This is a genomic window from Bradyrhizobium frederickii (assembly GCF_004570865.1).
Taxonomy (GTDB): Bacteria; Pseudomonadota; Alphaproteobacteria; order Rhizobiales; family Xanthobacteraceae; genus Bradyrhizobium; species Bradyrhizobium frederickii.
Window position 1 is genome coordinate 80,075 of record NZ_SPQS01000022.1, and the last position, 25,970, is coordinate 106,044.

General features: G+C 58.7%; 21 protein-coding genes and 4 pseudogenes. 9 read left to right on the plus strand and 16 right to left on the minus strand.

Going from position 1 to position 25,970, the window contains the following annotated elements; genetic code table 11:
- The first annotated feature begins 191 nt into the window (after positions 1-191).
- The 4 genes from E4K64_RS30710 (at position 192) to E4K64_RS30725 (ending at position 2,744) form a co-directional block, all read left to right on the plus strand.
- Entirely contained in the window at positions 192-392 is a 201-nt protein-coding gene (locus E4K64_RS30710) for a hypothetical protein (RefSeq protein ID WP_126261707.1), read from the plus strand.
- Positions 389-598 carry a response regulator transcription factor KdpE gene (locus E4K64_RS30715; RefSeq protein ID WP_126261706.1) on the plus strand — a complete coding sequence of 70 codons (210 nt, stop codon included), beginning with the start codon at positions 389-391 and terminating at the stop codon, positions 596-598. The genes E4K64_RS30710 and E4K64_RS30715 overlap by 4 nt, the downstream gene beginning before the upstream one ends.
- On the plus strand, positions 598-1,281 hold the full coding sequence (locus E4K64_RS30720; RefSeq protein ID WP_126261705.1) for a DNA methyltransferase: 684 nt from the start codon (positions 598-600) through the stop codon (positions 1,279-1,281). The genes E4K64_RS30715 and E4K64_RS30720 overlap by 1 nt, the downstream gene beginning before the upstream one ends.
- Positions 1,282-1,397: 116 nt before the next feature.
- Positions 1,398-2,744, plus strand: coding sequence for a hypothetical protein (locus E4K64_RS30725; RefSeq protein ID WP_126261704.1), 1,347 nt, complete (start codon positions 1,398-1,400; stop codon positions 2,742-2,744).
- On the opposite strand, the gene E4K64_RS30730 is transcribed toward E4K64_RS30725, so the two are convergent.
- The 4 genes from E4K64_RS30730 to E4K64_RS40650 all read right to left on the minus strand — a co-directional run bounded on the left by E4K64_RS30730 (position 2,741) and on the right by E4K64_RS40650 (position 5,389).
- Positions 2,741-3,451 (minus strand): type IV secretory system conjugative DNA transfer family protein, encoded by a 711-nt coding sequence (locus E4K64_RS30730; RefSeq protein WP_164719087.1) that lies wholly within the window; start codon positions 3,449-3,451, stop codon positions 2,741-2,743. The genes E4K64_RS30725 and E4K64_RS30730 overlap by 4 nt on opposite strands.
- On the minus strand, positions 3,417-3,998 hold the full coding sequence (locus tag E4K64_RS30735; protein WP_126261702.1) for a type IV secretory system conjugative DNA transfer family protein: 582 nt from the start codon (positions 3,996-3,998) through the stop codon (positions 3,417-3,419). The genes E4K64_RS30730 and E4K64_RS30735 overlap by 35 nt, the downstream gene beginning before the upstream one ends.
- A gap of 413 nt (positions 3,999-4,411) precedes the next feature.
- The gene (locus E4K64_RS30740; protein ID WP_126261701.1) at positions 4,412-4,963 is read right to left on the minus strand and encodes a hypothetical protein; all 552 of its coding nucleotides are present in this window, start codon (positions 4,961-4,963) and stop codon (positions 4,412-4,414) included.
- A 27-nt stretch (positions 4,964-4,990) separates the two neighbouring features.
- Entirely contained in the window at positions 4,991-5,389 is a 399-nt protein-coding gene (locus E4K64_RS40650; RefSeq protein ID WP_126261700.1) for a hypothetical protein, read from the minus strand.
- A 204-nt stretch (positions 5,390-5,593) separates the two neighbouring features.
- On the opposite strand from E4K64_RS40650, the pseudogene E4K64_RS41300 reads away from it, so the two are divergent.
- Positions 5,594-5,779 (plus strand): annotated as a pseudogene (locus tag E4K64_RS41300) (DUF3892 domain-containing protein); the annotation flags it as partial.
- Between the two features lie 302 nt (positions 5,780-6,081).
- Positions 6,082-6,474 carry an avidin/streptavidin family protein gene (locus tag E4K64_RS30750; RefSeq protein ID WP_126261699.1) on the plus strand — a complete coding sequence of 131 codons (393 nt, stop codon included), beginning with the start codon at positions 6,082-6,084 and terminating at the stop codon, positions 6,472-6,474.
- A 1,023-nt stretch (positions 6,475-7,497) separates the two neighbouring features.
- On the opposite strand, the gene E4K64_RS30760 is transcribed toward E4K64_RS30750, so the two are convergent.
- Genes E4K64_RS30760 through E4K64_RS30775 form a run of 4 tightly spaced genes read right to left on the minus strand, consistent with a single transcriptional unit; the run spans position 7,498 to position 11,209 of the window.
- Positions 7,498-8,370, minus strand: coding sequence for an ABC transporter permease (locus tag E4K64_RS30760; protein WP_126261697.1), 873 nt, complete (start codon positions 8,368-8,370; stop codon positions 7,498-7,500).
- Positions 8,363-9,217, minus strand: coding sequence for an ABC transporter ATP-binding protein (locus E4K64_RS30765; RefSeq protein ID WP_135166773.1), 855 nt, complete (start codon positions 9,215-9,217; stop codon positions 8,363-8,365). Before E4K64_RS30765 ends, E4K64_RS30760 begins: the two co-directional genes overlap by 8 nt.
- The gene (locus E4K64_RS30770) at positions 9,214-10,248 is read right to left on the minus strand and encodes an ABC transporter substrate-binding protein (RefSeq protein WP_235884834.1); all 1,035 of its coding nucleotides are present in this window, start codon (positions 10,246-10,248) and stop codon (positions 9,214-9,216) included. Before E4K64_RS30770 ends, E4K64_RS30765 begins: the two co-directional genes overlap by 4 nt.
- 31 nt (positions 10,249-10,279) lie before the next feature.
- On the minus strand, positions 10,280-11,209 hold the full coding sequence (locus E4K64_RS30775) for a TauD/TfdA dioxygenase family protein (protein ID WP_126261694.1): 930 nt from the start codon (positions 11,207-11,209) through the stop codon (positions 10,280-10,282).
- Positions 11,210-11,469: 260 nt separating this feature from the next.
- On the opposite strand from E4K64_RS30775, the gene E4K64_RS40655 reads away from it, so the two are divergent.
- The 3 genes and pseudogenes from E4K64_RS40655 (at position 11,470) to E4K64_RS30790 (ending at position 14,438) form a co-directional block, all read left to right on the plus strand.
- Complete coding sequence (locus tag E4K64_RS40655) at positions 11,470-11,610, plus strand: hypothetical protein (RefSeq protein ID WP_164719086.1); 141 nt, start codon at positions 11,470-11,472, stop codon at positions 11,608-11,610.
- A 254-nt stretch (positions 11,611-11,864) separates the two neighbouring features.
- Positions 11,865-12,897, plus strand: a pseudogene (locus E4K64_RS30780) (NtaA/DmoA family FMN-dependent monooxygenase); the annotation flags it as partial.
- A 989-nt stretch (positions 12,898-13,886) separates the two neighbouring features.
- Positions 13,887-14,438, plus strand: coding sequence for a hypothetical protein (locus E4K64_RS30790; protein WP_235884835.1), 552 nt, complete (start codon positions 13,887-13,889; stop codon positions 14,436-14,438).
- Between the two features lie 4 nt (positions 14,439-14,442).
- On the opposite strand, the gene E4K64_RS30795 is transcribed toward E4K64_RS30790, so the two are convergent.
- From E4K64_RS30795 to E4K64_RS30830, 8 genes and pseudogenes are all read right to left on the minus strand, one after another.
- Positions 14,443-16,122 (minus strand): phosphoenolpyruvate hydrolase family protein, encoded by a 1,680-nt coding sequence (locus E4K64_RS30795; RefSeq protein ID WP_235884836.1) that lies wholly within the window; start codon positions 16,120-16,122, stop codon positions 14,443-14,445.
- Between the two features lie 132 nt (positions 16,123-16,254).
- Positions 16,255-17,366, minus strand: a pseudogene (locus E4K64_RS30800) (ABC transporter ATP-binding protein).
- On the minus strand, positions 17,366-18,193 hold the full coding sequence (locus tag E4K64_RS30805; RefSeq protein WP_126261691.1) for an HAD-IIA family hydrolase: 828 nt from the start codon (positions 18,191-18,193) through the stop codon (positions 17,366-17,368). The pseudogene E4K64_RS30800 and the gene E4K64_RS30805 overlap by 1 nt, the downstream one beginning before the upstream one ends.
- On the minus strand, positions 18,186-18,956 hold the full coding sequence (locus tag E4K64_RS30810; RefSeq protein ID WP_126261690.1) for an SDR family NAD(P)-dependent oxidoreductase: 771 nt from the start codon (positions 18,954-18,956) through the stop codon (positions 18,186-18,188). The genes E4K64_RS30805 and E4K64_RS30810 overlap by 8 nt, the downstream gene beginning before the upstream one ends.
- Positions 18,953-19,876: a ribokinase gene (locus tag E4K64_RS30815; RefSeq protein WP_235884837.1), complete on the minus strand. Its 924-nt coding sequence runs from the start codon at positions 19,874-19,876 to the stop codon at positions 18,953-18,955. The genes E4K64_RS30810 and E4K64_RS30815 overlap by 4 nt, the downstream gene beginning before the upstream one ends.
- Positions 19,877-19,890: 14 nt before the next feature.
- On the minus strand, positions 19,891-20,751 hold the full coding sequence (locus E4K64_RS30820; RefSeq protein WP_126261688.1) for a carbohydrate ABC transporter permease: 861 nt from the start codon (positions 20,749-20,751) through the stop codon (positions 19,891-19,893).
- A gap of 11 nt (positions 20,752-20,762) precedes the next feature.
- Positions 20,763-21,725, minus strand: coding sequence for a carbohydrate ABC transporter permease (locus tag E4K64_RS30825; protein ID WP_126261687.1), 963 nt, complete (start codon positions 21,723-21,725; stop codon positions 20,763-20,765).
- 67 nt (positions 21,726-21,792) lie between these two features.
- Positions 21,793-23,274 (minus strand): annotated as a pseudogene (locus E4K64_RS30830) (ABC transporter substrate-binding protein).
- Positions 23,275-25,970: the final 2,696 nt, after the last annotated feature.

A 25,970-nucleotide genomic window follows, 5' to 3' on the forward strand; every position in this document is an offset into this window, starting at 1 on the left:
CTGTCCCCAATACACGGCCAGGAGGACGGGGAAACTGGAGCCGAGGCGCGTACGCGCAAGGCATCCAACCGTATCCCTGAAGGGTCCCTCGGCCGGACCCTCCGTTGCGCGCCCGCTATCTCCTCGTCTCCCGAAATTTCCCGTCCGGCCGCGATTGGCGCAGCCGGCAAAACCAAACGGGAGATAACCAAATGAAACGCAATGAAAAGACCCAGCGCCCCCACAGTGTCTTTGTGGTCGAGGGCGAAGGCGACAAGGCCTTCTGGACCAAAATCGGCGCAGCCTGGGCGCACGAAGACGGCAAGGGCTTCAACATCCAGCTCAGCTGCCTGCCCTTGAACGGCCGCCTGGTCATTCGCGAACCGAAAGCCGACGCGGAGGCGGGGCGATGAGCCCCGCCGCCACGCGGCGCTTCCTCGTCAAGTGCTTTGATTACGAGGAATGGGGCGTCATCGTCGAGGCCACGAGCCGCGAGGACGCCATCCGCAAGGGCGAGGCCATCTATCTCACCGACAGTCTCGGCTCGATAGACGGTTTTGAGCTCATCCGCAGTGAATCTCACTGGAGCGCGCAGCCGTTGATCCAGGAGGTGTGCTAATGAGCGTCCTCCCCACTCACCTGATACGCCACACCGTGCTTCACGGTGATTGCGTGGAGGTCATGCAACGCATGACCTCCGGGTCGGTGGATTTCATCCTCACCGACCCGCCGTACTTGTGCCGGTACAAGTCGCGCATAGGCCAGACCATTGCGAATGACGATCGCGATGGATGGGTGGGGCCAGCGTTTGCCGAGATGTACCGACTGCTCAAGCCCGACGCCTTCTGCGTCAGCTTCTACGGCTGGAACGCTGTCGACAAGTTCGTCGCCGCCTGGCGCACGACGGGATTTCATCTGGTTGGCCACATCGTCTTCAGGAAGCGCTACGCTTCGGCCACGGGTTACACCGAAAGCCGACACGAGCAGGCCTACCTGCTCGCCAAGGGGCGGCCGGAGCTGTCTGGCTCACCGGTGCCAGACGTCATGGACTGGGAGTACACCGGCAATCGCCTGCATCCAACTCAAAAGCCCATCAATGTCTTACGCCCGCTTATTGAAGCGTTCTGTCCGCCCGACGGGCAGGTGCTCGACCCGTTCTGCGGGTCGGGATCGACGCTGGTGGCGGCGCGGCTTGCCGGACGTTGTTGCGTCGGTATTGAGCTGGAGACCACGCACTGCCATACGGCTGAGCTGCGGTTGAATTCGCAGCTTCATGCGGGTGCCCGTAAGCTGGCTGGCTAATGCCGCGGGCGCCGGCCTACCGCCGCAGGCGGTAGGCCGAGTTTTTTGCCGAGGCCGGCGCTTGACCACACGCCATGTGCTCGTGGAAAGTGTGCGTGGGCTGATGGGGCTCTGCAATGAAGTTTATTGTCGAATTATCGCATTACGAAAAACAAGCTTTACAAGTGGCCCAACGCAGCGTGCTGGAAGGCTGGGCGACGAGAAAGCTACTTCCCGGAGAATGCGAGACGGGTCGGCTGCCTTCAGAACTGGCAGGACTTCCTCAAGGGCTAATAGGCGACCTGGAATCCTTCAACCCGGCAAGACACCGGGACGCGCTCCGTGACCGCGCACTTAAGGCCTATATCCTTACCGAAGGGCGAAGGAATGCCGCCCTTCGATCGATCTACTATTTTCGCACGAAGTTCGGTGCGGATGAGAAACTTACGTTCAGCAAGGTTGCCGCCGTGATTGACGCCGACTGGCAGCAATGGTGTAGGCCGCAATCGTTTTCCAATACGGAGCCAGGCAAGGTGCTCCGCCGCGAACTTCTGCCAGGCATCGGGGACGATACGACGCGTCTTTGGCTGGCCAGGTTCTGCTGGCTCTTCTTGATAGCACTGGGCCGCCAAATGGCGACATACGACCCGATCGATCTTAACGACAATAGATTGCGGGACACATTGCTGATGACGCTTATCGAATATTGTTCCGCACTTACAGATGACGACCTTGCGCGAACAGTCGACGACATCGGACGCATCGTAGATTGCAGGGAGCCGGCGTCAATTTGGCCATATACCGATATCCTCTACCGCCCGGGTTGGAAGGAAAGAGCGCTGGCCGCGCAGTGGAAGGTTAAAGAACATGCCGCTCGGCAAGCTGCCGTTGCTGCTGAACAGGCCACCCTTGCTGCCGAGAAGGAACGTGCCGCCGCCGCTGAAGCGGCGAAGCTAGTGGCGTACCAAAGGCGGCTGGCCGAGGAGTATTGTAAGTTTGAAATCGAAGAAGAATGTATCGACATACAACCTCGCGACTACCCGAAGTTAGAAAGAGGCGGAGGTGCGAGGTTGCTGACCAATATGCAGGTTGCGTTTAAACAGGCACGAAGGGTCCGAATTCGAATGATATGGAAGGACCGAGAGTTTTCTGCTGTTCGGTCTTTCGCATCCATGAGCGCGAAGCATCTCGCGTGCCTGAAGATTGCTCTCTGGGGTAACAGGGCAGGCATCTCGAGTCCAACCGCAGATTACCTCTTCTGGCTCCTCAATTGTGACGGTCGGGTGCAAGTCAGAGGTAGCGACTGGGCTTGCGATAACTACATGGAATATCAGGAGGGACGCGAAGTCGATTTGGAAAAAGAATGGTCGCACTACCTCGACTTACTGGATAAGTGGATTGATGATGAGGGGCCTAGGGGCGAACTCATCAGATGGTTTGTGGAAGATCGAGACAGCGATAACGGCTGGGCCACGTCTCGCTAATCATTTTCGATGGAAACGCTTTTGCGTTGGTCTGTTAGTCGCCCCTTGAGGCGATGATCTTCATAAGCCTTCATGGCCTGCAGCCGCGCCGGACGGCGTCCGCCCTCCAGGACAATTACTTTATCCACGTATTCAGGCCCCATCAGTTCCTGGGCCGTGGCCAACGGCTTCATTGTGCCCGTCAGCAGGTCGCGTCTCGCTCCTAGCTCCTTCGAAAGTTCGTGTGCTGTTGTAGCAGTCGGCTCCATGAAGCATCGCACAGCCATCAACTCCAGAATTCGCTCCGCGTCGCCGTAAGCTTTCTGCAATTGTGATCTACCCTGCGCGAAGAGCCAAAGTCGCAGGCCGGACTGGCGGCCGAGCGCGAGCATCTGCTCAATCTCCTGCATGTAGCCTAGTTGGGGGAACTCATCGAGGAAGAAGGTAACGGGCGCCAGGTCCCACTGATCGCGAGCCTCACGTATGGAGTAGAAAATGTGGCCAAGCAGGGTTCGAATGAGGGAGCGATACATCACCAGCTCTTCTGTAGTGACGCAGAGGTACAGTGTGCCGTTGTTCCGCCTGAAATTGTCAAAATTAATCGTCGTATCCGAAACCACCGGCTCAAGTTGAGGAGCCCCCCAAACGTCCACATGCCGGAGTACCGTCTCAAACAGGTTCGAGCGGGTCTCTTCATCGGCACCGGCGAGCTGGTTGCCGATGCGCATTAGACTTCTGACGCCGGAACGCTTCAGACTCAATCCGTAGCTTGAGCTGTTCTGGTGACGCCGAGAACCAGTCCACCACCGCTGACATGTCTCGTCTGCCATCAAACCCGCGGAGACAAATGTCATAGAGGGCACCTTGAAGGAGCTGGGCCGCCCGGCCCTCCCAGAAGCTTTTTGCCGATTGGGAATCTGTCGGTACCATGAGCAGTGGCAAAAGGCGCCCAATGGCGGTGTAAGCGGCTATTGGGTCATTGGGGACGGCATCCAGCGGGTTAAAGCTCTCTGATCTTGCCGCGTTGCCGGGCATGAACACCTGTACCGGGCCTACGTTCTGGCTCCGCCAATCGCTGGTCAGATCGGCTATCTCCGGCTTGACATCCAGGACGATGGCGGGCGCTTCCAACTGCAGGAGGTTCCTGACTACATGGGCCTGCGTTTTGCCGCGCCCCGGCCGGGCGATCGTGATCAGGCTTTCTGCGCCATCGAAGATGTATTCCTGACCGGTCTCCTTGAATACGCCGAGCGTCAAAGGCGCCTTGCCCACCATGTCCTCTGCCCCATGTCCCGCGCCGCCGGGCGCGTTCTTCGCGGCTCGCCACTAGCCTCTAGCGGTCGGTCCGCCAGCGTACCCTACCCGGCCGCGCCGCGTCGCGCCATTCCGTCGCGCCGGCGCTTCGGCTTGAGCGTGGCAGCGCCATTCGGCGGTTTGGAAATGTGCTGGGGGAGCCGGGACATCTGCGAAAGTGTCGCGGTCCGTGGGCCCCCGAGGCGCTTGCCAACCGAATAGCCGAGGTTAAACTTTCGGTAGTGCGCACTTATGGGTTTGCAGGCAAACCCGCGCCCGTACCCGAGGTGTTGATGGCGATTTACAGCCTGCATCACAGCTCGATTGGCAAGTCCACCCAGGACGAGCCCTACACCGCCGCTGCGCACATCCGGTACATCACCCGCACCCGCGCCCTAGGCCGCATTGACGGGGAGCGCATGCCGACTCAGGCCTTTGCAGGTGTAGAGATAGAGATCGACCCTACTCCAAAACCAGGCCAGATCGTCGCCCATATTCAATGTGACGATGGTCTGATCGGGCTCGAGCAGATGCTTCTTGACTAAGGCGTCCGATTCCGTCGCGCGGTGGGTGACGACGTCTTGCCGCTTAAAAAGATAGGTCTCGTCTCCGTAGTCGATGCCCGCGAAATAGCGCACATCATCGACAAACGGCGCGCGCACGCCAACATCGACCCGCTGGTTGGTGGGCAAGAAGTTCGTGGCCAGGACGATTGGGGAGCCTACAGGATTGCGACCAAATCGAAGTTCTACAGCGAACTCTCCGGGCTTGACACATTGCTTCTGCGGATCGCTCGGCGCGATCTGAGGGGCGTTAGCGCCCGCTGACTGCGCAGGGCTCTGTCCGTCACCCTGTGCCGGCTGAGCCTGCTGCCCTCTCGCCGGCGCAGAGAGAAACAGAACCGTTAGCGCCGCGACGTAAACAGCAAGGATACGGGATTGAGCCATTTATTTTCACCGGCAAGCAAAACATCATCATTTACCGGTGATTGTAGAAGCCGCGCAAGCCAACTTACATGTTTCAGCTTCTTTCTCCCCGACTAAAGCCATCAATTGTCGCCGCTGAATGTCTAGAGCTCTAGCCGCAAGCTCAGGAATTCTGTCGATGGAGTCGAGTAAAGGCCTCACCATAGCTTCGACACTAGCGGGCACGACTGGCGCCGCACATTGCTGATCGCGGTAAGCAATAGCCTCCCGTGCTGCGTAATACCAGTTCGATAGTGATTCGCGGCGACCAGTAGAGATTTTTTGCCGAATATCTGCATCGCGTTGTGTTATCGATGCAAATCGGATCACGCAGTACTGAAAGCATTGCGTGGCACCCCAGCCGCCATCGTTCTCGGTATTGCCGCTGGCACCTGAATTGACGATCAAGGACGTGCGCGACGCATTCGCAGGAGCTCCGGTAAGCCCCTCACGTACCGACACAGGGCTTGATCGCGCCGAATATATTCTTGGTTGGAAGGAAACTAAGACTATGGCGACTTACCGTGTTGATTGTGTTCGCAAGCCGAACCGCATGAGCCAGCATGAACACATCACGGAGGTGGTGGACCCAAGCCCGAAGGAGGACGATGGCGGGACAAGGTGGAGAACGTCGTCCATTCTATCGAGAACAAGTACCATCGGTTCTATACGCAAACCGGCAATTCGACGGCCTGGGTTGCCGTGCGAAAAAGCCCCTCGGGACGTAAATTCATTCAGACTTATGCCGATAGGGTCTGGAACGACAATCTTCTCGCCCTCGACGACTGTTCGGCCTAACTCAGCCGCAGTATAGACACGCAATCGATGCCTTGACGAAAAGTCCGGGCCAAAGTCGCTCTCCAACTCGCGATCAAAACTCATTCGGCGCAAACGTCAACGAGCCGAGTAGCGGGGCAGTCATCGCCAGAAACCATGTGGCAAGTAAGAGTGTGGGACTCAACTGAGCCCTGCGCCGCGATCCAGCGTGAGTTGGGGCATGCGCGCCGCATTCTGTTGTCGAATGCACGATATGAGCCGCGAACGTGACCTCAGGTTGTACCAGACTGCACGGTGTTTCAAGTCTGTTTGGGAGCTTCAATATGAAGAAACTTCTAGGATTTTTGTTGCTCGTTCAATCCGTATTGCTCTCCGCCGAGGCCATGGCGCAAGGGCTTCCTGCCCCCTCTTACTGGAAAAATGAACGCGGCTCTGAACTGTTTGTTTGGTCTACCAATGGCGGGGTACTACAAGGGACCTTCACAAACCATGCCCAAGGTTTCGCCTGCCAGGGCATACCGTATCCTGCATCGGGATCGGTTAGTCCAACCGGCTTGTATTTTGTTGTCACTTTTGCCCAGTGCAATTCCTTCACTCGCTGGGTGGGTACAATCAAGGGATCGCAGATGCCAACGTCATGGACGCTGTTCTACGTTGACAACAAAGGCAAGCCGCGCAAGCTGAAGGGCGCGGATATATTCAGGCGCGTATGGTAGTTTTCCACCCTAAAGCAACGCAGGCGGACGAGAGCTGAACTGCTCTCAGAGGGTCCGCGCTCCGAAGCAGCGCGTCGGGCTCAGTCCGGCGCATGAGCGCCAGTGGCGCGCCGAACGCGGCAAACTTGGGTCTACTCTCATCTCGAAGCAGACGAGCTTGAGCATAAGGTCGATCCGCGCCGACCTATCAGAGCTCAGCGATCGTATTCGGCGGTCCGGCTGCCTTCCGTGAACGCTGGTCTGCTGCAGACCATACATCAGATCACCTGCACAACATTCTTGCTTCCAGCTCTGACATTTCTAGTCGTTCCTGACAGAGCCTCACGAGCGATGTGCTTCAGACGCTCGCGTGCTTTCTCACCTGTATTGGCCGCCTCTAAGATCTTTGCGGCAACGTGAGCGCGAGCGCCGGTCTCATCGCGGGGAAGGCTCGCACAGACCTCATCGAGGACGGATCGTAGAAGCGCAGTTATGGCGGCATCAAGCATTTTCGAGATCTCCCAATGGTGACACAACGATGGACCAGGAGGCTGACGAAAACGCTACAGTCAGATGTCTATTCGAAACTTTGGCACCTTTTCGTTAAACTGAATGAATCAGGTGGACCAGGACAAGGATTGATAAGCCTGTTTGGAGCGAGTTTATTTTCAAAGCCCCCTGGGCAACGCTGCTCGACGTGTGAGATAGGTCCTGCACTTTCTCGGGACATCGTCTTAAGCTCGGAGATTGTCCAACGGCAGGAGGGACAGCCACGATCAGGTAGCCGACTGTACCGCCGATACACAACACCGATCACACGTATATCAGGCACCCCGAACCGCCGGACTGGCGCTCCGCGAAATCCCTGTGGCAAGCATGAATGACATCGGCTGCACGCACCGCTTTTCAGATGCCTGCGGGTCTGCCGTCGAACACCAGCACGACGCGACGGCATCAAGTTCAAATATTCCGGCCGGCGCAGATCTGCCCTCCGCGCTGGCTTGGGGCGATCATGATCGGCCCGAAATCGCGATTGGTGGTGCTTCAGGCTGCTGCCTGTGGCTTCCATCGCATGAGGTGCCGCTCCAGACCTTGAAGCATGGCATTCAACGCGAGGCCGATCACGGTGATGCCCAAGATACCGAAATACATCTGAGGGATCAGGAAGCTGTACTGACTGTTGATGATGAGGTAGCCAAGGCCAGCCTTCGCCCCGACCATCTCGGACGCCACCAAGACCAGCATCGCGGACGCGCTCGCAAGGCGGATGCCGACAAAGATGGTCGGAAGCGCGGCGGGAAGAATAACTTTGCGGAAGAGTTGCTGCGGCGTCGCCCCCATGGTTCGCGCCGATTTGATGAGGAGCGGATCCACCTGCTTTACAGCCGCGACGGTGTTGAGGAGAAGCGGCCAAGCGCAGCTATAGATCACCATGGTGATCTTCGACATCTCGCCGATGCCGAGCAGCAAGATGAACACCGGCAACAGCGCGAGCGGGGCCGTGTTCCGGCAGATCTCGATGAACTGGTTCAGGAGATTGCCGAGGCGCGAATACCAACCGACAGCGAGACCAAGTGGCACGATCAGCACGACTGATATCAGGAAGCCGCTTAAGGCCCGTAGCAGGCTCGCGGAGACATCATCATAGAGCTCTCCAGTTTGCGCTAGCTGCCAACCTGCGGCAATGACCTCCGAGAACGGCGGCAAAAATACTGCGTCGATCAGGCCTAATCTCGGAGCCTCCTCCCATAGCATCAAAAGGCCGATCAACAAGATCGACCGCTGTCCGTAGCCGACTAATGATCGGCTAACCGCAGCAACCCGGCGCAGGAGTAGCGGCGGTGGCGCCCCTGCCCCGGCGCGCTGGCTTTGACGTCCCTGCGTCAGCTCGAGCAACCCCAGCACTTCGCTAGACATAGGCAACCTCCTTCACTTCGCGCATGACACGGTCAGCGCCAGCGCCCGCCTGCTGTGCCTTCTGGACCTCCTCGCGCAGCGAGCTCCACAGTTCATGCCGGATGCGCCCGAACTCCGGCAGAGAACGCACATCCTCGTGCTCACTGCGCAGCCCCTCTGAAACGTCGATAATCCTTTTGATACGCCCCGGACGCGACGTCATCACAGCCACGCGCTGTCCGAGCACAATCGCTTCATCGATCCCATGCGTGATGAACACGATGGTCTTGCCGGTCGCCCGCCAGATCCGTAACAGCTCGCCCTGCAGCGTCTCGCGCGTCTGCGCATCCAATGCAGCAAAGGGCTCATCCATCAGCAGGACCTCGGGATCGTAGGCGAGACTTCGCGCGATGGCGACGCGCTGCTTCATGCCACCGGAGAGCTCGTGGGGGTACCGGTCGGCGAAGCCGGATAGCCCGACCAGGTCGAGGTAATGCAGCGCGCGTTCGCGCCGCTCCTTCGTCTTTAAACCAGCGATGTCGAGCCCAAACTCGACATTCTGTGCGGCCGTACGCCACGGAAACAACGCGTATTGCTGAAACACGATGCCCCGATCGCGCGCAGGCCCCTCGATCACTTTGCCGTCGATCAGGATCCGTCCGCTGCTCGGCCGGGTGAGGCCGCCGAGCAGGTCCAGCAGGGTCGACTTGCCGCAGCCGCTCGGTCCCACCAGCGCCAGGAATTCGGCGGCACGGACGTCCAGCGTGATGTCATCCAGAGCTGCCAAGCCCTGCGCCGGCCTGCCATCCTTGCCGCGGACAAGGAATTCCTTGCGCACATGCTCGAAGCGGATCTTGGACGTGGTCATCTGGCCTCCGCGGTCTTCCCAGGACGGAAATAGTTGAACGCGTTGGTATAGGTATCTGACGCCTTGATCTGACCCGGCTTGAACAAGCCATCCTCCACAAGCCAGTCGATCCACACCTGGATCTCGGCATCCGAGATCACGCCGCCTTTGGCCGCAACGCCCGTGCTCTTCCAGTATTTGATCGAGGAGCCGTCTTCATTGCGCTTGCGATCTGCGATGATCCGCTCGAACCGCGCCCTCACCTCCTCAGCCGGTGCTGTCTGTGCCCATCCGATGGCGCGGGAGACGCCCTCCACGAGCTTGCGGGATGCTTCGGGATTGTCCTTGATGAACTTCTCCCGCAGCACGTAGGAACCGCCGGTGAATTGGCCGAATAGATCAGTGTCGTTGAAGAGCGCGTGGATTCCGCCGCGCTCCAGAGCTTTGTCGCGCAAGATGCCGCTCAGCGTGCTCACCTCGACCTGTCCCTGACGCAGCGCCTGCTCGCCCGTGACGGGCGGCACCGCGACCAGGGTGACCTGCTTGGCCTCGCTTGCGCTAAGGCCGTTCCGCGCGAGATATTCGCGAAGGACGAACTCCAAGTGGGCGCCCAGCGTATTGACGGCCACCTTCTTGCCAATCAGGTCTCGCGCCGTCTTGATCGGGCTGTCGTCCTTGACGTAGTAGCCTTGGTAAGTGTTGGCGTCCGAGCCGTAGTAGCCGACGACGGCCTTGATCGGTGCCCGCGCCGAGATCAGCTTGAGGATCGCGCCATAGAAGGCGCCCCCGATGTCGATATCGCCGGTCACGACAGCCTGGATATCCTGCGGCCCGCTGATGGTGTTGCCGACCCATTTGAGCTTCAGCGGCGCGAGATAGCCGAGGTCCTCGGCGAGCTCGATGAACGTCACCTGCCCGGCCCAACCCTGGTAGCGGATCTCGGTCTTCTCAAGCGGTGGCTCAGCGAAAGCCGGGGCCATCAGGCCAAGGCTCAATGCACCTGCGAGCAGAAGCCGCGCGGCGTCGTGCCCCGCACGAAGGAATTTGATCATTGCATGCATCCTGGTGGTTGCTCGGATCGGATCAGGCGGCCTTCGCCGCCTGCGGCTTCGATGTCTTGATGCGGGTCACGCTGCGGCGGCCATCGACGCTGAGCGGAACGTCGCCATCGATCGTGGCGCGGCGGACCACCCGGTGCTGATCACCGTAGTCGTTGACCGCATAGTGCTGGGTCGCGCGATTGTCCCAGATCGCGACGTCACCGGCTTTCCAGCTCCATCGCACGGTGTTTTCCGGCGCCGTGATGTGGGACTGGAACAGGTTGAACAACTTCTGCCCGTCATATTTCGGCAGGCCGACGAAACGCTGGACGAAGTTGCCGAGCACCAGCGTCCGCTCGCCGGTCTCCGGATGAACCCGCACCACCGGATGCTCGGTCTCATAGATCGTGCCGGTGAAGACTTCCTCGAAATGCTTCCTGTCCGCCTCACTCGCGCGGGTCCTCACCGCGTAATCATAGGCATTGCTGTGAACCGCCCAAAGCTCCTCAGCGAGCTTGCGCAAGGGGGCCGGTAGATCGAGATACGCCGCCGCGGTGTTCGACCACACTGTGTCGCCGCCGAAGGCCGGAATCACAACGCCTCGCAGCACGGAGATCTTCGGATAAGCATCGACGAACGTCACGTCCGTGTGCCATTGGTCCGCGCGACCGCCGCCGCGCTCCGAATCCAGCTCCAGAATCGATGACGTTCCCTTGGTTGCGCCCACGGTCGGATGCGGCACCAGCTTGCCGAGCCTGACGGCGAAGCGCTCCTGCTCCGCATCATCCAGATGTGCCTGATCGCGGAAGAAGATGACCTTGTGCTCGAGCAGCACCTGATTGATGGCACGAACAACGTCGTCGGGGAGATCCCCTGACAACCTGACGTTCTTGATTTCGGCTCCGAGCCGGGCCGCGCGCTTGACGATGTCCGCACGGGGAATGACGTTGTCGATGATGGTAATATTGCTCATGATTGTGCTCTCGATTGGGATGTCTGAACAAAGCTCCGCCGCGCGCTGGTCGCCCGAGCAACAGCGGAGTTAGGGATGGAGTTATTTTCTGGCTTCGATCCTAGTGGACCGCGATGCGCTCCGGCGGTCGGCGAACAGGCCGCTGTAGCCGATGCGCGGTGATACAGCTCTCCGTCGTCGCGTCTGCACAGCGCAGCGCGTTCAGAGCCGAAGCCGGCTGCAACGCTTTGCGAAGGACGCAGATTTGATCGGATTGCCGCATGATGAACGACCTCGTTTGGACACCGCAGATCGTAAAAGCGATCGCAATCCAGTCAATGAAACGAAATCAGCTTTGTTTTTGCTGCAAGGCAATGATCGCTTCGCCCGTGACCCAACCGCTGAAAGATTTGCAATCGTGACCGCCCGGCCCGCAATTTCGATTGCTTCGCGGACCACAAAATCGGACCGAATGACGCGCGGAAGCACCTCAATCTATGCTGTGTCTCGTGCGCGCGCACGCAGTCGTCTGCGATGGATGGCCATCTCACGCGGTTCGTGCTGGCCCGCCACACAACAAAGCAAATTCATTTCATCGACAGGTTTGTAATCGCCGACGTAGAGTTTTGTTCGGGCGCACGAGACAACGCGGCATCGGATCATTGGCGAGGCAGGCATGAGCAAGCGGCAGCTATCTCTCAATTTTTTCATCTATCCCGACGGCCATCACGAAGCCGCGTGGCGCCATAAGGCTTCGACGACGGATCGCATTCTCGATGTCACCTACTATCAGGAGCTGGCGCAGCGAGCCGAGGCGCACAAATTCGGTGCGGTGTTCTTCGCCGATGCCCCGGCCCTTGCGGACAATGTTCGCTATGCACAATGGTTCCGGCTCGAGCCGATCACGCTTCTGGCGGCAATCGCGTCCGCTACGAAACGAATTGGACTGATCGCGACGGCATCGACGACTTACTCCGAGCCATACAATCTGGCACGTCTGTTTGCCTCACTGGATCACATCAGCGGAGGCCGAGCCGGCTGGAACATCGTCACGACGAGCTCGCCGCAAGCGGCACAGAACTTCGGGCTTCCCGAGCATCCGCCTCATCATGAGCGCTATGAGCGCGCACGCGAGTATCTGGATGTCATCACCAGGCTTTGGGACAGCTGGGAAGACGACGCACTGGTCAACGATCCGGCTTCGGGGATCTTCGCCGATACGGCCAAAATCCACAGCATCGATCACATCGGCAAGCATTTTCGTGTGCGCGGGCCGCTCAACGTCTCCCGGCCCCCACAGGGGCGCCCCGTCTATGTCCAAGCCGGCTCCTCCGAGGATGGACGCGCTTTCGCGGCGCGCTTCGCCGAGGCCATCTTCACGGCACATCAGACGCTGGCGAGCGCGCAACAGTTCTATGCCGACATCAAGCGTCAGGCACGCGCGTTTGATCGCAATCCCGATCAGATCAAGATCCTGCCCGGCATCTCGCCGTTCATCGCCAGTACGCAGCTCGAGGCTGACCGGTTGCCAGGAGGAGTTCAATGCGCTGATCCAGCCCGAATTCTCGCTGACTCAGCTGCGCCAGATGACCGGCCTGGACCTCACCGGCTTCGACCTTGACGGTCCCTTCCCACGCCACCTGATTGACACCAACGGCGCACATGGCGTTGCCAGCCGCTTCAAGCTCGTGATCGGCATCGTCGATCGCATGGCGTCTTAAGGCTCCCTTAAAAGGCTTATTGGCGCCTTATGGCACCGAGAAATATAGCACCCCCTCCCTGCAGTCAACTGCTTGGCGCCTTAAGCTACCGCAAAGCCACATATTGGCGCCTTAAAACGCCAAGCGCTCCCTAGAAAGGCTAAGAGTTTACCGTGTGCACCTTGCGCCTCAACATGGGCCCGCTGATCCGATCCCCGACATGCATCAGATGGGAAACCAATTGACGGCGGCCGCGAGTACATAACAGGAACATCGAAGACTGCCCTTTCAACCGCTCAATGTGGCAAAGCCAGTTCTTTGCTAAAGAGCGGGCGATTTCTGCCCGGCTCAAAAGTGCGGATTGCGTGGATATCCTTATGGACCGGGAACGATATCGGCAATGTCCCCAGGGTTCTCCCCGAGACAGTAAGTCGCCACTCCTCCGCTGACTCGAATACTGCAAAGAAGTTGCGCGATTGAACGATTGCCTCTCCTTGCTCAGCTAGCTGGCGGATCTTTGATGAATTTAGGCTCCGGCATGGTCGCGAGCCGTCCAATTCCGCGACACCAGTTCTCTCGCGCGGCGAAGCGCGGTGCGAGTCAAAAAGAGCCGCTGCCGGAGTTTCCAGCAGCGGCGCCAGTCGGGGAGGAAGCAGACGAGCCGGTCTGCTAGCGGATCCGTAGGGCGCAGATAGCTCGCCCGAATTTTTTACCCGAGACGCTTCATGGCCCTCTTTCACCGCGAGCCGAGCTCGCTCAGTAGCCTGCAGCAAATCGCATCCGGCACTCAGGACCGCGCGAGAGCCCAGTTAAGCAGCCAGGAGGAACGGCGCCAACGACCATTCCTTCCGATAACGATTGACGTCGTGGTCTAGACCTGGATGAAGCGGCGTGTAAGATCGGCGGAAGCATCAATTGGGTAGGGTTGGGTAGAAACCGTGAGAGCCAATGTCTTAGGTCGCCTTGCCGTAAGTCTCTCTTCGTCTCGCGGTGATCAGATGACGATCTATGCGCCGTCACTGCGGACCCTTCCACAAAACGCCATGCTGGTCATGGCCACGCTTCCCGTCATCGACTGGAACGACCGTCTCCTGCGGGACTTGCAAGGGGGGCCCAAAGTGCCCCCTTCCTGCTATGCAGCGATCGTCATGATTGACCCGTTTGCATGCTGGGAAGATCTTGTTGATTTGTTGGAAGGCGCAAGGATGACCGGAGTGACGAACTTTCCGCCTGCCTCCATGATTGAACGGACACCGGCAGGAGTGCCGCTCGATCGCGGTCAGGAACTCGAGCTTCGCCGTATGGAGTGGTTTGCAAGCCGAGGGTTCAAAGTCCTGTTTGTTGCGGCGGACGAGGCAAAGATGACAGTAGCGGAGCAACGCCTAGGCTCGCAGCTGGATGGGTCCGTCTATCTGCGACCCGAGGCGCTTGCGCTGCCGATTGGATCTGACATCGGGCTCGTGAGCCTTGGCTCTCATGGATCGTCGTCGGTACCGAAGTTCTCCCTGGAGCAGGCTGCCACGGCCAAGCAGCCGCTCCGACGGGCATGAGGCCTTATTCGAGGATCCGCAGTTTCTTGATTTTGTTGTAGAGGGTTTTGCGCGAAAGCCCGAGAGAGCGAGCAGTCTTGCCGCGGTGAAGCCGGTTTCTCTTCAGGGCCTCGATAATCCAGTCTCTCTCGGACAGGGAGGCGGCGGGCCGTGCGCCTGAAGTCGGCTCCAACAGCGGCTTTAGCATCTCACCGGTGATGTGAGTTGATGGCAGGGTCACGAGCTGGTTCACGACCTGCCGCAGCTCGCGCAAATTGCCTGGCCAGTCGTGCCCGGCTAGCGCAAGGAAAGCAGAGTTTTCGATTGTGAGCGTCTGGGCGCTGGAATCTCCTTTGGCTTCGACGGTGAAGTGTTGAACGAGTTGCGGCAGATCTTCAAGCCTGTCGGTTAGCGAAGGTAACTGGACATCCAACCCGGTAAAAAGGTCGAGAAGCCGCGCGCACAGAACCGTTTCAAGGCCAGCGCCTCGGGCCACCGTCGCGGTCGCAATGATCCGGGCGTGGGAACGCATGACAGTTACCCCGTTCAGAGGGGTAAACCCGCCTGTCTCCAGGTAATCGGCAAGGCGCTCCTGGCCTTCGCGCGAAAGCTGGTCAACATGCAGCAGCAAGACGGCGCCCTCGTTCGACGCCTCCAGGAGCGACAATTGGCGTCTGCCACTCTCAAGGCGCTCGGCGCCGAACAACGGGCCGAGTGTATCTATCGCCGGACCGGGTCGGCAATGAAACAGCGTCGCCTTGGCGTGCCTGCGGTCGCTGAACGCGTGAACCAGGCTAGCTATTCTACGCTTGCCGGAGCCGGCCTCTCCCCAGATGAGGACTGGGCTTGGGGTTGCGGCAACGCGTTTGGTGATCTCTAGGACGCGCTTCATTGCCGAGGACTGCGCGATCACGCCGTGCCTGAAGCCACTCAACTGCAGCTTCCTTTCGAGCAGATCCACCTTCTCGCGCAACAGGTGGATGGTCTTGAAGCCCGACGTCACCTCGAGGACCGACATCTCCAGAGGCACGCGGTCCAGCGAAGAGCCTCCGATGAACCCCTGGATTCCGGTTTCGCGGCAGATGTCCAGGAGCTCGTCCGGCTTTGTGATCGGGCCGCCCCCAAGCAAGCAGATGGTGCTCTTGTTGACGGATTGAGCAACGCGCGCAACGGCATTCGTACGCGCTGCAAGTTCAGACAGGCTGATCGACGGATCGGACCCGCTTTCAACCGCGCGGTTTAGATTGAAGTTGATGCAAATGGCCTCGGCGCCGGCTTCGACCATTCGACGCGCTTCAGATTGAGTGCGAGTATAGGCAATCGTCATCAGGCCGCGTTTTGCAGCCTTCACAAGGAGCTCGATCTCCCGGGAATAGCCAAGGCCGGACTTCTCGAGCAACGACCTGCGATCATCATCGATGTGTATGACCGAAGGGAAGTTGGTCACGCCAGCAAATCCCCATTTGATGATCCGGTCGAGCCATCGATCCAGATCAAGCTCGGGGTCGAATGTACAGGTGCCGAAGAAGACCGGCAGTTTCGTATTTGGCAGGATCTCGGTCCGTCCGAACCCCGCTACGAACTCGTTACTATTGCGGATTGGAAGAATCGAGGCGGGCGAGGCCCCGCCCATGGCACGAAAACGGCCAGCATTGAGTGCGAGCACGAAATCGGCGCCCGCCCGCTCCGCGGCCCTGGCCGTCATGCCCGATCCGATCCCCGCACCAAGTACAAACGAACGGGAATTCCGGAAGAACTGCCTGATGCCGGCTCCCTTCACCTCAGTGGTCCGCGTGTCGATCCGGAGCCGGCATCATCGCACGGCTCAACGTCAAGACTAGCTCCAAGTCGCAGGCGCTTGCAACCGCCGAACCGCCTTTCCATTGCTCATGAACAAGTGGCAATCGGCTGGAGCGGCGGTGAGGGTAAGCTTTCCGGCGCCTTTGGGCGAGCCGGATTTTGGCGCCCTGGCGACGACCGTTTCGTCTCCAACGTTGCCATAGATGTACGTGACGCTACCGAGATGCTCAACGAAATCGATCTCAAGTCCAATGGAGATCTCCTGCTGCTCGGGTGCCGGCGAGGAGAAGTCATCCGGGCGGATTCCGACAGTGACCGGCTTGCCAACTAGCATTTGGTCCGGCTCGACCGGAACGGAGATTGTAGAACCAGCCTCCAGTCGGACGTCCAGGCCTTGCTCATGAGCTGCCTCGACCTTGCCGCCCAGGAAGTTCATCTTCGGCGAGCCGATGAATCCTGCCACAAAACGCGAGGCCGGATTGTGATAGAGATCGTGGGGGCTGCCAACCTGTTCGATGTTGCCGTCCTTGAGGACGACGATCTTGTCGGCCATGGTCATCGCCTCGACCTGGTCATGCGTCACATAGATCATGGTATTTCCGAGCTGCCTGTGGAGCTTGGCGATCTGAACCCGCATTTGCACGCGCAACTCGGTGTCGAGGTTGGACAGGGGCTCATCGAACAGGAACACTTTTGGTTCTCGCATGATGGCGCGCCCGATTGCGACGCGCTGGCGTTGCCCGCCTGAAAGCTGTCGAGGCTTGCGATCCAATAGATGGTCGATCTGCAATAGCGACGCTATTTGGCTATCTTGGCGGCGATCTCGGCTTTTGAGGCTTTGGCCATGCGCAGGGGAAAGGCCAGGTTCTCTCTCACCGTCATATGCGGATAGAGAGCGTAACTCTGAAAGACCATGCCGAGGTTACGATCGGCCGCATCGATGTCGTTGACGAGCTCATTGTCGATGAAGAGCCGCCCGCCGCTGATGGGCTCGAGCCCGCCAATCATGCGCAGAAGCCTGGATTTGCCAGACCCGGACGGACCAACGAAGACGACAAATTCGCCGTGATCGATGGTCAAATCGATATTACGCAGGATCTCGATGGTCCCATAGGCCTTCTTCATGCTCTCCAGGCGAACGTTGGCCATTATGCCCTCCTCTGTCGCACCTCGGCCGCGCGAGCAGCACTTACCTCAATTTCGCGCAAGCTCGATACGATGAAGTCCGGGGCCATCAAGGAGGGATCCTGACGCATCGGCACGCCGGTTGTGACAAGCACCGTGGCAAGCCCCGCCCTCTTTCCCGCTTGAATATCCGTAGGAACTTGGTCTCCGATCATAATGGTCGAAGCGCGGTTCGTGCCGAGGCGTGAGAGCGCTGTCTCGATCATCGGCACTTGCGGCTTCCCGGCGATCGATGGCTGCACTTGCGTGGCGGCAGCCACAGCTGCAATCGTCGCGCCAGCCCCAGGCTCAAACCCGCTGGCCGTCGGCAGCAGAAGATCGGGATTGGTTCCGATGAAGACGGCGCCATTGAGGATCGCCTCAACGGCAATTCGCATCTTCTCGTGCGTGATATCCCGGTCAAGCCCCATTACAACGGCTTCGGGCGTTCGGTCAGTGACCTCCAGCCCAACATTGCGCATGGCCGTGACAAGTGAGGGAGCGCCGATGACATAGATTCGCGTCAAGTGCGGATAATTCGCTCGAATGAGGTCTGCGACGGTGATGGCGCTTGTAACCACTTTTGACGGTGCGATGGAAAGACCAAATCCTCTCAGCTTGCGAACGACGTCCTCCGGGGCATGCGTGGAATTGTTCGTTACAAAACAGAACGGCACGCCGGCTTCCTGCCATCGCTTAAATGCTTCTATCGCATCCACGATTGGGGTGCTGCCACGATAGACGACGCCATCCAGGTCAGAGATGATCCCTTCTATTGGCGGCCAGTTCACGTTTGAGCCGGTGCTAACCATGCATCAGCATCCCGCCATTCACATGGACGACCTGCCCGGTCATGTAGGAGGCCGCGGGGCTGGCCAGGAACACCGCTAGGCCTGCGATATCCTCCGGCAATCCGACCCGGCCCAGCGGAATTCGGCCACTGTGGCGCGCTTCGGTCTCCTCCCGCGGACGCCCGTGCATGGGTGTATCGATGATTCCGGGTGCAATCGCGTTGACGTTGATCTTGAGCGGAGCACATTCATAAGCGAGCAGCTTTGTCACGTCGTGTACGATCGCCTTTGACAAGCAATAATCAGCGCCGCCAGCCTGGTAGTTGAAAACCGCGCCTTGAGATGACAACGAGGACCCGACATTGACGATGCGGCCGCCCTTGCTCTTCATGAAGCGCTCGATCGCTTGCTTGGCACAGCGAAGCACCGCGACGGAGTTGATCTGTATGGTCTTTTCGATTCTGTCGGCATTGCCGGTTAGAAGCGGCTGAGCCGATTTTATTCCAGCGTTATTGATCAGGACATCGAGCCTGCCGAAGCGCTTGGCGATCTCATCAAGCACCCTGCCCACATCATCTTCTCGAGACACGTCCATGCTCATGGGCAGGATGCCATTGCCGTGCGGCAAGCGCGTCAGAATGTTCCGGACATTTTCCACATTTACGTCGGTTGCCAGGACGTTCGCACCGCCTTGACGGAAAGCATTGGCAATGGCTGAGCCAATGCCCCCGCCCGCACCGGTCACGAGCACGGTCCTGTCTGCAACTGAGAACTGTTCAGTCATTCCAACTCCAAGATCGTTTGAGAATTCAGAAATTCGTCGACGGCCCCACTGCTGGGCATCGAGCTCTGGGCCCCGCGTCGCGTCACGCATAAGGCAGCAACCGCGAGCGCCTTTTTAATCGCTTCTCGAATCGGCAACCGGTGGGCAAGAGAGGCTGCGAAGGCTCCGTTAAAGGCATCGCCCGCGGCGGTCGTATCAACGACCTTCACAGGAAATGCCCTGAGCGCAAAAGACGCGCTGGCATCGGCGTAGTAGGCCCCCTGCGCACCAAGCGTGATCAGGGCAGCTCTCGGCCCGAGATCGAGAAGCTTTCCGGCCGCTTGAGCTGCGCCGTCGAAGTCGTGCACCTCGACGCCGGTGAGCTCGAAAGCTTCCGTCTGGTTTGGAGTGAGGAAATCGACACTCCTCCACGCCGCCGCGGACAGGCCTGCCCTCACGGGGGCTGGATTGAAAATGAGATCGAATCCTTTGCTGCTCTTCATTGCAAACAGGTGATTGAGCGCGGGGACCGGCATGCCCATCTCGGCAACGACGATTGCGTCTCGCTCAATGAATTCGGCCGCCTTTTCGACCATGCTTGGTGTGACATTTGCATTGGCTCCCGGGTCTATGACAATGATGTTGGAGCCGTCGTCACCGACAAGGACGAGAGCAGAACCCGATATCTCCCCTGGGCACACCGCTATGGCATCGAGACGGACACCTGCCTCACGCAGCGCTTGCAGCAAGGATCGACCGGCCTCGTCGCCGCCAAGCCGGGTGTAGAAGCTCGGCCGAAGGCCCAATCGAGCGGCGGCGACCGCCTGATTGGCCCCCTTGCCTCCCGCATTCCGTTTCAAGCTTCCCATCAAGCTTTCACCCGGCATTGGAATCCGCTCGACGTTGAAGCAGAGGTCGAGATTTGTCGTGCCGAAGAACATCAATGGTCTGGGGCTCATTTCACGGCCCCGAAGGTAAGACCACGTTCGAGATGACGCTGGCCAAGGATGATCAGGACGACCGGCACAATCATGGTCACCACCAGACCCGCAGCCATCACCGGATAGAACTGAACGCCCGGATTGAGCAGCTTGAGCAGGGCGACGGTGACTGGTGCTTTCGTCGAACTGAGGATCAGGCCGAGCGCGAAGTTGTGCCACGCGAGCAGGAAGATAAGCAAAGAAGCGCCTATCAAGCCGGGCTTTAGAAGCGGAAGAACGATGTGCCAGACAACCCGGATTGGCTTTGCGCCATCCATGGCGGCCGCCTCCTCAACGTCCTTTGGGATGTCCTCGATATATGAACGGCTCAGCCAAATGATCATTGGCAGCGTGACGACTTGATAGACCCAGATCATACCGAAATAGGTGTCATAAAGGCCAATTGTCTGAAACACGCTGAACAGCGGTATGACGACAAGGAGTGCCGGCGCGAAGCGGAAGCCCAGAATGAAGAATGCGATGTCCTCCTTCATAGGGATATCACGCCTCGCCAGGACGTAGCCTGCCGGTACCCCGACAACGAGCGATACGAGCACCGCACCAAGCGAGATCACGACGCTATTGGTGACCGGGGTCAAGAAATCAACCTTGATAGTGCCGTAGCTTGTTGCCCCGGCGTGGGCGGCATCGAACAAAACGCGGAAGTTTTCAAATGTTGGAGTGAAGATAAAGCGCGGCGGCCAGGTCATGACCTCGGCCTGCTGCTTCACCGACATCATCACGATCCAGACCAGCGGAAATGTCAGGATCAGCGTACAAGCAACAATCAGGAGATTAAGGAACAAGCTTGCAGGCGTTGAGCGATTGAAACGCATGTCAGCCTCCTCTAGCTTACGCGCTGACGGACCAACCGCCACAATCTCACCACGGCAAAGGCCCCGAGAAGCACGATCATCCAATTGACAACCATGAGCGCGGCACCACGCCCGAAGGCGAGATTTTGAAAGGCCGTGATGTAGGCGCGAACCGAGAGCACGGAAGTACTGTCACCCGGCCCCCCCTGGGTTGTTCCGAAGATGATATCAAACTGGTTGAGCGATTCGATCAGCCGAAATACCGCGGCGATCAGAATGTACGGCGCGATGAGCGGAAGCTCGATATGGAGGAACGTTGCCCAACCCCGCGCGCCATTGACCCGCGCGGCTTCTCTGACCTCATCGTTGATGCCCTGCAACCCGGCGAAGATGATGAGCGCAAAAAATGGTGTGTAAGTCCATATGTCGATGAGTACCAGTGAGACCATCGCCGTGCTGGCATCCGAAATCCATGCGAACCGTCCGATCCCAACGAGCGAAAGCAAATAGTTCAAGATCCCAATCTGCGGATCCATCATTGTGGTCCACATCAAGGCGACGCTCATTGGCGGCAGAACCAGGGGAAGGAGAATGACGGGCCGCATCAGCCTGGCAAGGAACACCCCACTTGCGAACAATTTGGCGATCGCAAGCCCAAAGAACGCTTCGGCGAGCACGGCGGAGCAGGCATACGCCATAGTCGCCCGCACGCTATTCCAGAAATCTTGGGTCTTGATTGCCACTTCATAGTTGGTGAATCCAATGAAGCGAACCACGGGACGGCCAAACTTGAGATCGGTGAGTGATTGAAAGACCCCATAGAAAAACAGAAAAAGAAATCCAAGGAGGATGATGATTGCGGGGGCAATCGCAGCAAGGCTCCACCAGTCAAGAGCATTCTGCTCGGCCTTTTGCGCCCGCTCGTTTTTGGACGAGGCCAGCTGGTCGACCGATGATTGTAGCGTCACGATTGCGTCGATGCCTTGAAGGTCCATCGCTCACTTCTCAAAAGTTACTCGGGCGCGGTGGGGCGGCAAACCCTTATGCCGCCCTCCGACCGCCTTACATGGAGGAGCGGATCTCGGAGGCGAGGTCGGTCAACGTCGCCTTCACGTCCGCGCCGTTGACCATTTTCTGCATGGCGACTGCCCAGGCGTTCATTGCCTCGGCAAATCCTGCGCGCGGCGTAAAGGCCAATGCAGCCCTGTCCTGCACGATTTTGAAGGTATCCACGAAGTTTGTGAATTCCGGTTTAGCCGCGTAGTCGAGCCAAACCTTGTCGCTCCAGGTGGAGGCGCGCGGAGAGTTGACGAGCTTCCCGGCGACGGCACCGTTGAGCTCGACCTGCTTTGACGTCGCCCACTGGATGAACAGCCAGGCTGCTCCCTTTTTCTGAGAGGCCGCATTCATGGCGAGGGACCAGATCCAGATGTTCGATTCAAAATTCTTGCCGTTTGGAGCGCGCAGAGGGGGAGCGAATGCAATCTTGCCCGAAGCGGGCTTGCCGGCGACATTGTTCCAGAACCCGAACATGTTGGAATCGATCGCCATCGCTGTCCGACCCGAATTGATGCCATCGACCACCTGATACCAGTTGTCGTTGGCAAAGGATGGAGCCGCGCACTTCTTGATCATCTCCACATAATCCTTGTGGAAGGCGACCGACTCGGGCGAATCGAGACCAGTTTCTAATTTGCCGTCCTTAACCACGAAGTCGTGCACACCGTAAGACTTGGCAATCGAGATGGCGGCCGTGTGGATGCTGCTTCAAAAGCGGACTCCCCGCACGCCCAGGGGTGTGATCGCCGGATCCGCAGATTTCAGCTTCTCGCAAGCCGCGGACATTTCCGGCGGGGTTGTCGGAACCTTGATACCGTGCTTGTCCAGAATGTCCTTACGGTAGAATAATTGGATGTTTTCGAACCCGTGCGGGATAGCCCACACCTGACCCCGGCCCGCTTCGATTTGCCCGCCATCGACTTGCCACGTCAGCGCGTCACGCAATGCGGGGAAGAAGTCCTCGTAGTCATAGCTTGCCGAGGTGAGCTTTGGGTTGTTCAGATAGCGGTCGAGCGGCTCGAGTAGTTGACCGGGCGCGAGATCCCAAGCCGGCTGAATCCCCGTGCCGACGACGTCCCACGAGGCCGACTTCGTGCTCAGCTGGATTGTCAGCTTATTCCAGTAGGCGTCGTCCGGATAAAGCTCGGGCGTCACTTTGATGCCTGTCAACTTCTCGAACTCAGGCAGCTGTGCTGCAACGGCGTCAGCATATGGATGGATGTCGTAAGCCCACACGATCGAAGAGCCCTCGAACTGGCGCCAGTTGATATCCTCCGCTTTGGCCTGGACGAAAGATGCGGCCGCACCGGCCAAGAGCGTTGAGCAAATCAGAGCGGTTTTGACATAATGAGCCGAATGGCCGCGCAAAGCGGCTGGCGTCCTTGGCATTAGTCCCTCCTCTGGGCTCATTGGCCCGCAATTCACATGCCCCTCCTCTTCCAGGGCCGCGAGTGTTGGGAACGCTAACCGCCATTTTCCGCCCATATGCACCCCTTCAGATCGAAGTTGGGTAACATTGGGTAAGTCAAGAAAGCAGCATCACAGGACGCCATAGTGGAGATGATCAATGCAGGCGCATGTTCAGGCCCCGCGAAGCCAGCTCCGAAGGGGCGATCCTGGCCAACTGCTCGCGCTTTTGCATCAGTAGCTGGTTCAAATGCTCTATTGATCCCGCCGCTCGTCACAGGCGCGTCTTGAGTGGCTGCCTCAATAGAGACGACAACTCGCTGCAGAATAACGACACATTGTCGCAACCTTTCGCAATCTCCCATCGCACCGACGATCTGGTCTCTCGACTGGCCGAACGGCGGTGCGATAAGCGCTGCGCCCGCAGCGTGGGGAAGTGTCTGATCTGCTTTCCTCGAAGCAACAGCTGGTGCAGGACGGTGAGGTTTTCTGCCCAATCAGCGACAGAACCTTCTTCGAATTTCTAACGGGACGCGCTCACGCCCTGCACATTCATGCTACGCTGCATGCGGCGTTCCGATGGGACAAGGCGCGGCGCTTCACCAGCGATGTTATGGCAACAGACACAGGATCAAGAGGTTTCTCACCGCTATCTAGCCAGTTTTCCGTTCGCATCCTTGCGTGCTGCCAAGCAGCTCAATGACCATGCCGCACGCGCGAACATGACACCGTTTACCGCCCAGGAAATCAAGGCCATGATCGCACGGTGCGATGCGCTCGAAGGGCGTTCCGGAAAAGAAATGCACACGAATATGGCTGGGCCTAGGTAGCTCTCAAAACTCCCAAGCCCAACTTCGCGCAGATTGGAAAAGCCGCATCCTTTGACCATTGGCGGCCACGGTAGCATAGCAAAAGACAACTACGCGCCTGGGGCGGCGCGGCGCCGCGCAACACGAGCATGGCTGGCGCGCGAGACCATCTGGATAGCGATAAGGATGGCCGCGTTCTCCATGCTCGAGATTGGATGAGCGTTGTTTTCACTATAAACGGCCAAGTCCACCTCGACGCCAAACCCAGGGACAGCAACGGTCTGACGCAACTTTCTGATGCCAGTCACAGTTCGAGAGCAGATGAAGCACTCGCCGTCATATAAAATTCGGAATGGGATTCGTTGCTCGCGCATCATCACCGGCCTTGATAACTCATCGGAACTTTGGACGCCCGCGCTGCGTTCGCGCCTCGATATCATCGCTACACGTCGCGCGAAAACATCATCGCTCTCACGATATTAGCGCGATTCGCGCGCTATGATCGTTTGGTCAGCAGCCTCACATTGCAGGATTTCAGCAGATTAGCCTGTAGTTTTGTCCAATTCAGCCCCGTCCGGAGGCTTTGTCATTGACGAAGCTTCTCTCATACCATTCGGCTCTCCTAACATGTCGTCGGAGCAACCGGTCCTTCCACGAGTCTTACCAAGCCACGCCCAACGTCGCAGCCGGAGGCCACTGCGCCAACAGCAATTGCAGTAAATTGCTCTGAGCTGCAGATGCTGCTTCGGCGCGATATAGCCCTGGTGCCGGTGATCACATCCCGTGTCGGCCACCAGTTCTTTCCAAGTCGTTCGTCTGGCCTGCGGCTACATGGGACCATCGTGCAGTTAAAGCCGGGGAAGGACCTCCTCTCGCGAACTGGCGCACCGCTGAGTGCCGTCTAGTCGCGCGCGAGATCGCGCGCAACTACAAGCTGATCTAGCAGAAATACGACCGATCATGCCCCTCAAACGCCGCAGAACGTCCTGGTTGCAATGTTAGCATCCCTCGCCCATCGGCTGGGGGAACAAGCATGGTTAAAGCATTTCGAAATACTGTCATGGCACTCACTTTTGTCGTGGTCGCCGGCAGTAACATAATTTGGAGTTTGCTGGATGACTACGTCGCCTGCGGCCTAGCGGTAGCCGCTTCAGTCACCGCCGGCTTTTGCGCCGAGCGCGCCTTCGTCAAACGGTCCCATCGCGAAATGATCCGTCAACACGGCGCAGACTGGCAGCCTGGTAGCGACCGCATAGAGTCTGGCGGACCAACTAGGACGGCGAAGGCAGAGAAATGACAATCGACCGGAACATCGAGAGCGGCACGAAGCGTGAGGCGCCCAAGCTGGAGGTGCTCGATTGCCAAATCCCGTCAGTTGCTAGCCGATGCATCGGCTATCGAGGCATTGCGCACCTGGTAAGCCATGCAGTCAACCGTCAATACGGTCGCGCTCTACGACGCCGCAGCAGCGCTGTTCGGCTCGGATTTCGACCGGGCCGAATACCACGAGGTCGAGTGAATATATCTGATCTCGACGCGCTTGCAGTTCGGAAAGCGCGGGCCGAAGTCCAGATTATCTTACGCCGACGGAACGGGTGAAAGCTTCTAATTCGATTCCTGCCGTTACGTCGCGAGGCGGCCACTATAAGTCCCTGCCTCACAATAGAAGAGGCAGGCGATCAGCCTGAGATATTTAATGGCGCCCTTAAGGGGAGGTCGCTCGATCGAGACAACATTCTGTCTGCTCGACCGGCGGTTAGACAAAGATTCAGGACCTCGTAGAGATCGCGCGGGCGCGTTCGCTCGGCCAAAGCGCTGAGGTTTACGCGAACGCCTCAAGTAGTCGTAGGCCAGGACCTCGATGCCGTCTTCAAGCATGTCGGAATAAGGGTGAAAGATATCGACGGGCACCGGCGGCAAGAGGATGCGTTCGTCAGCCGTCGAACCAAGTTTATTTCGCGGAAG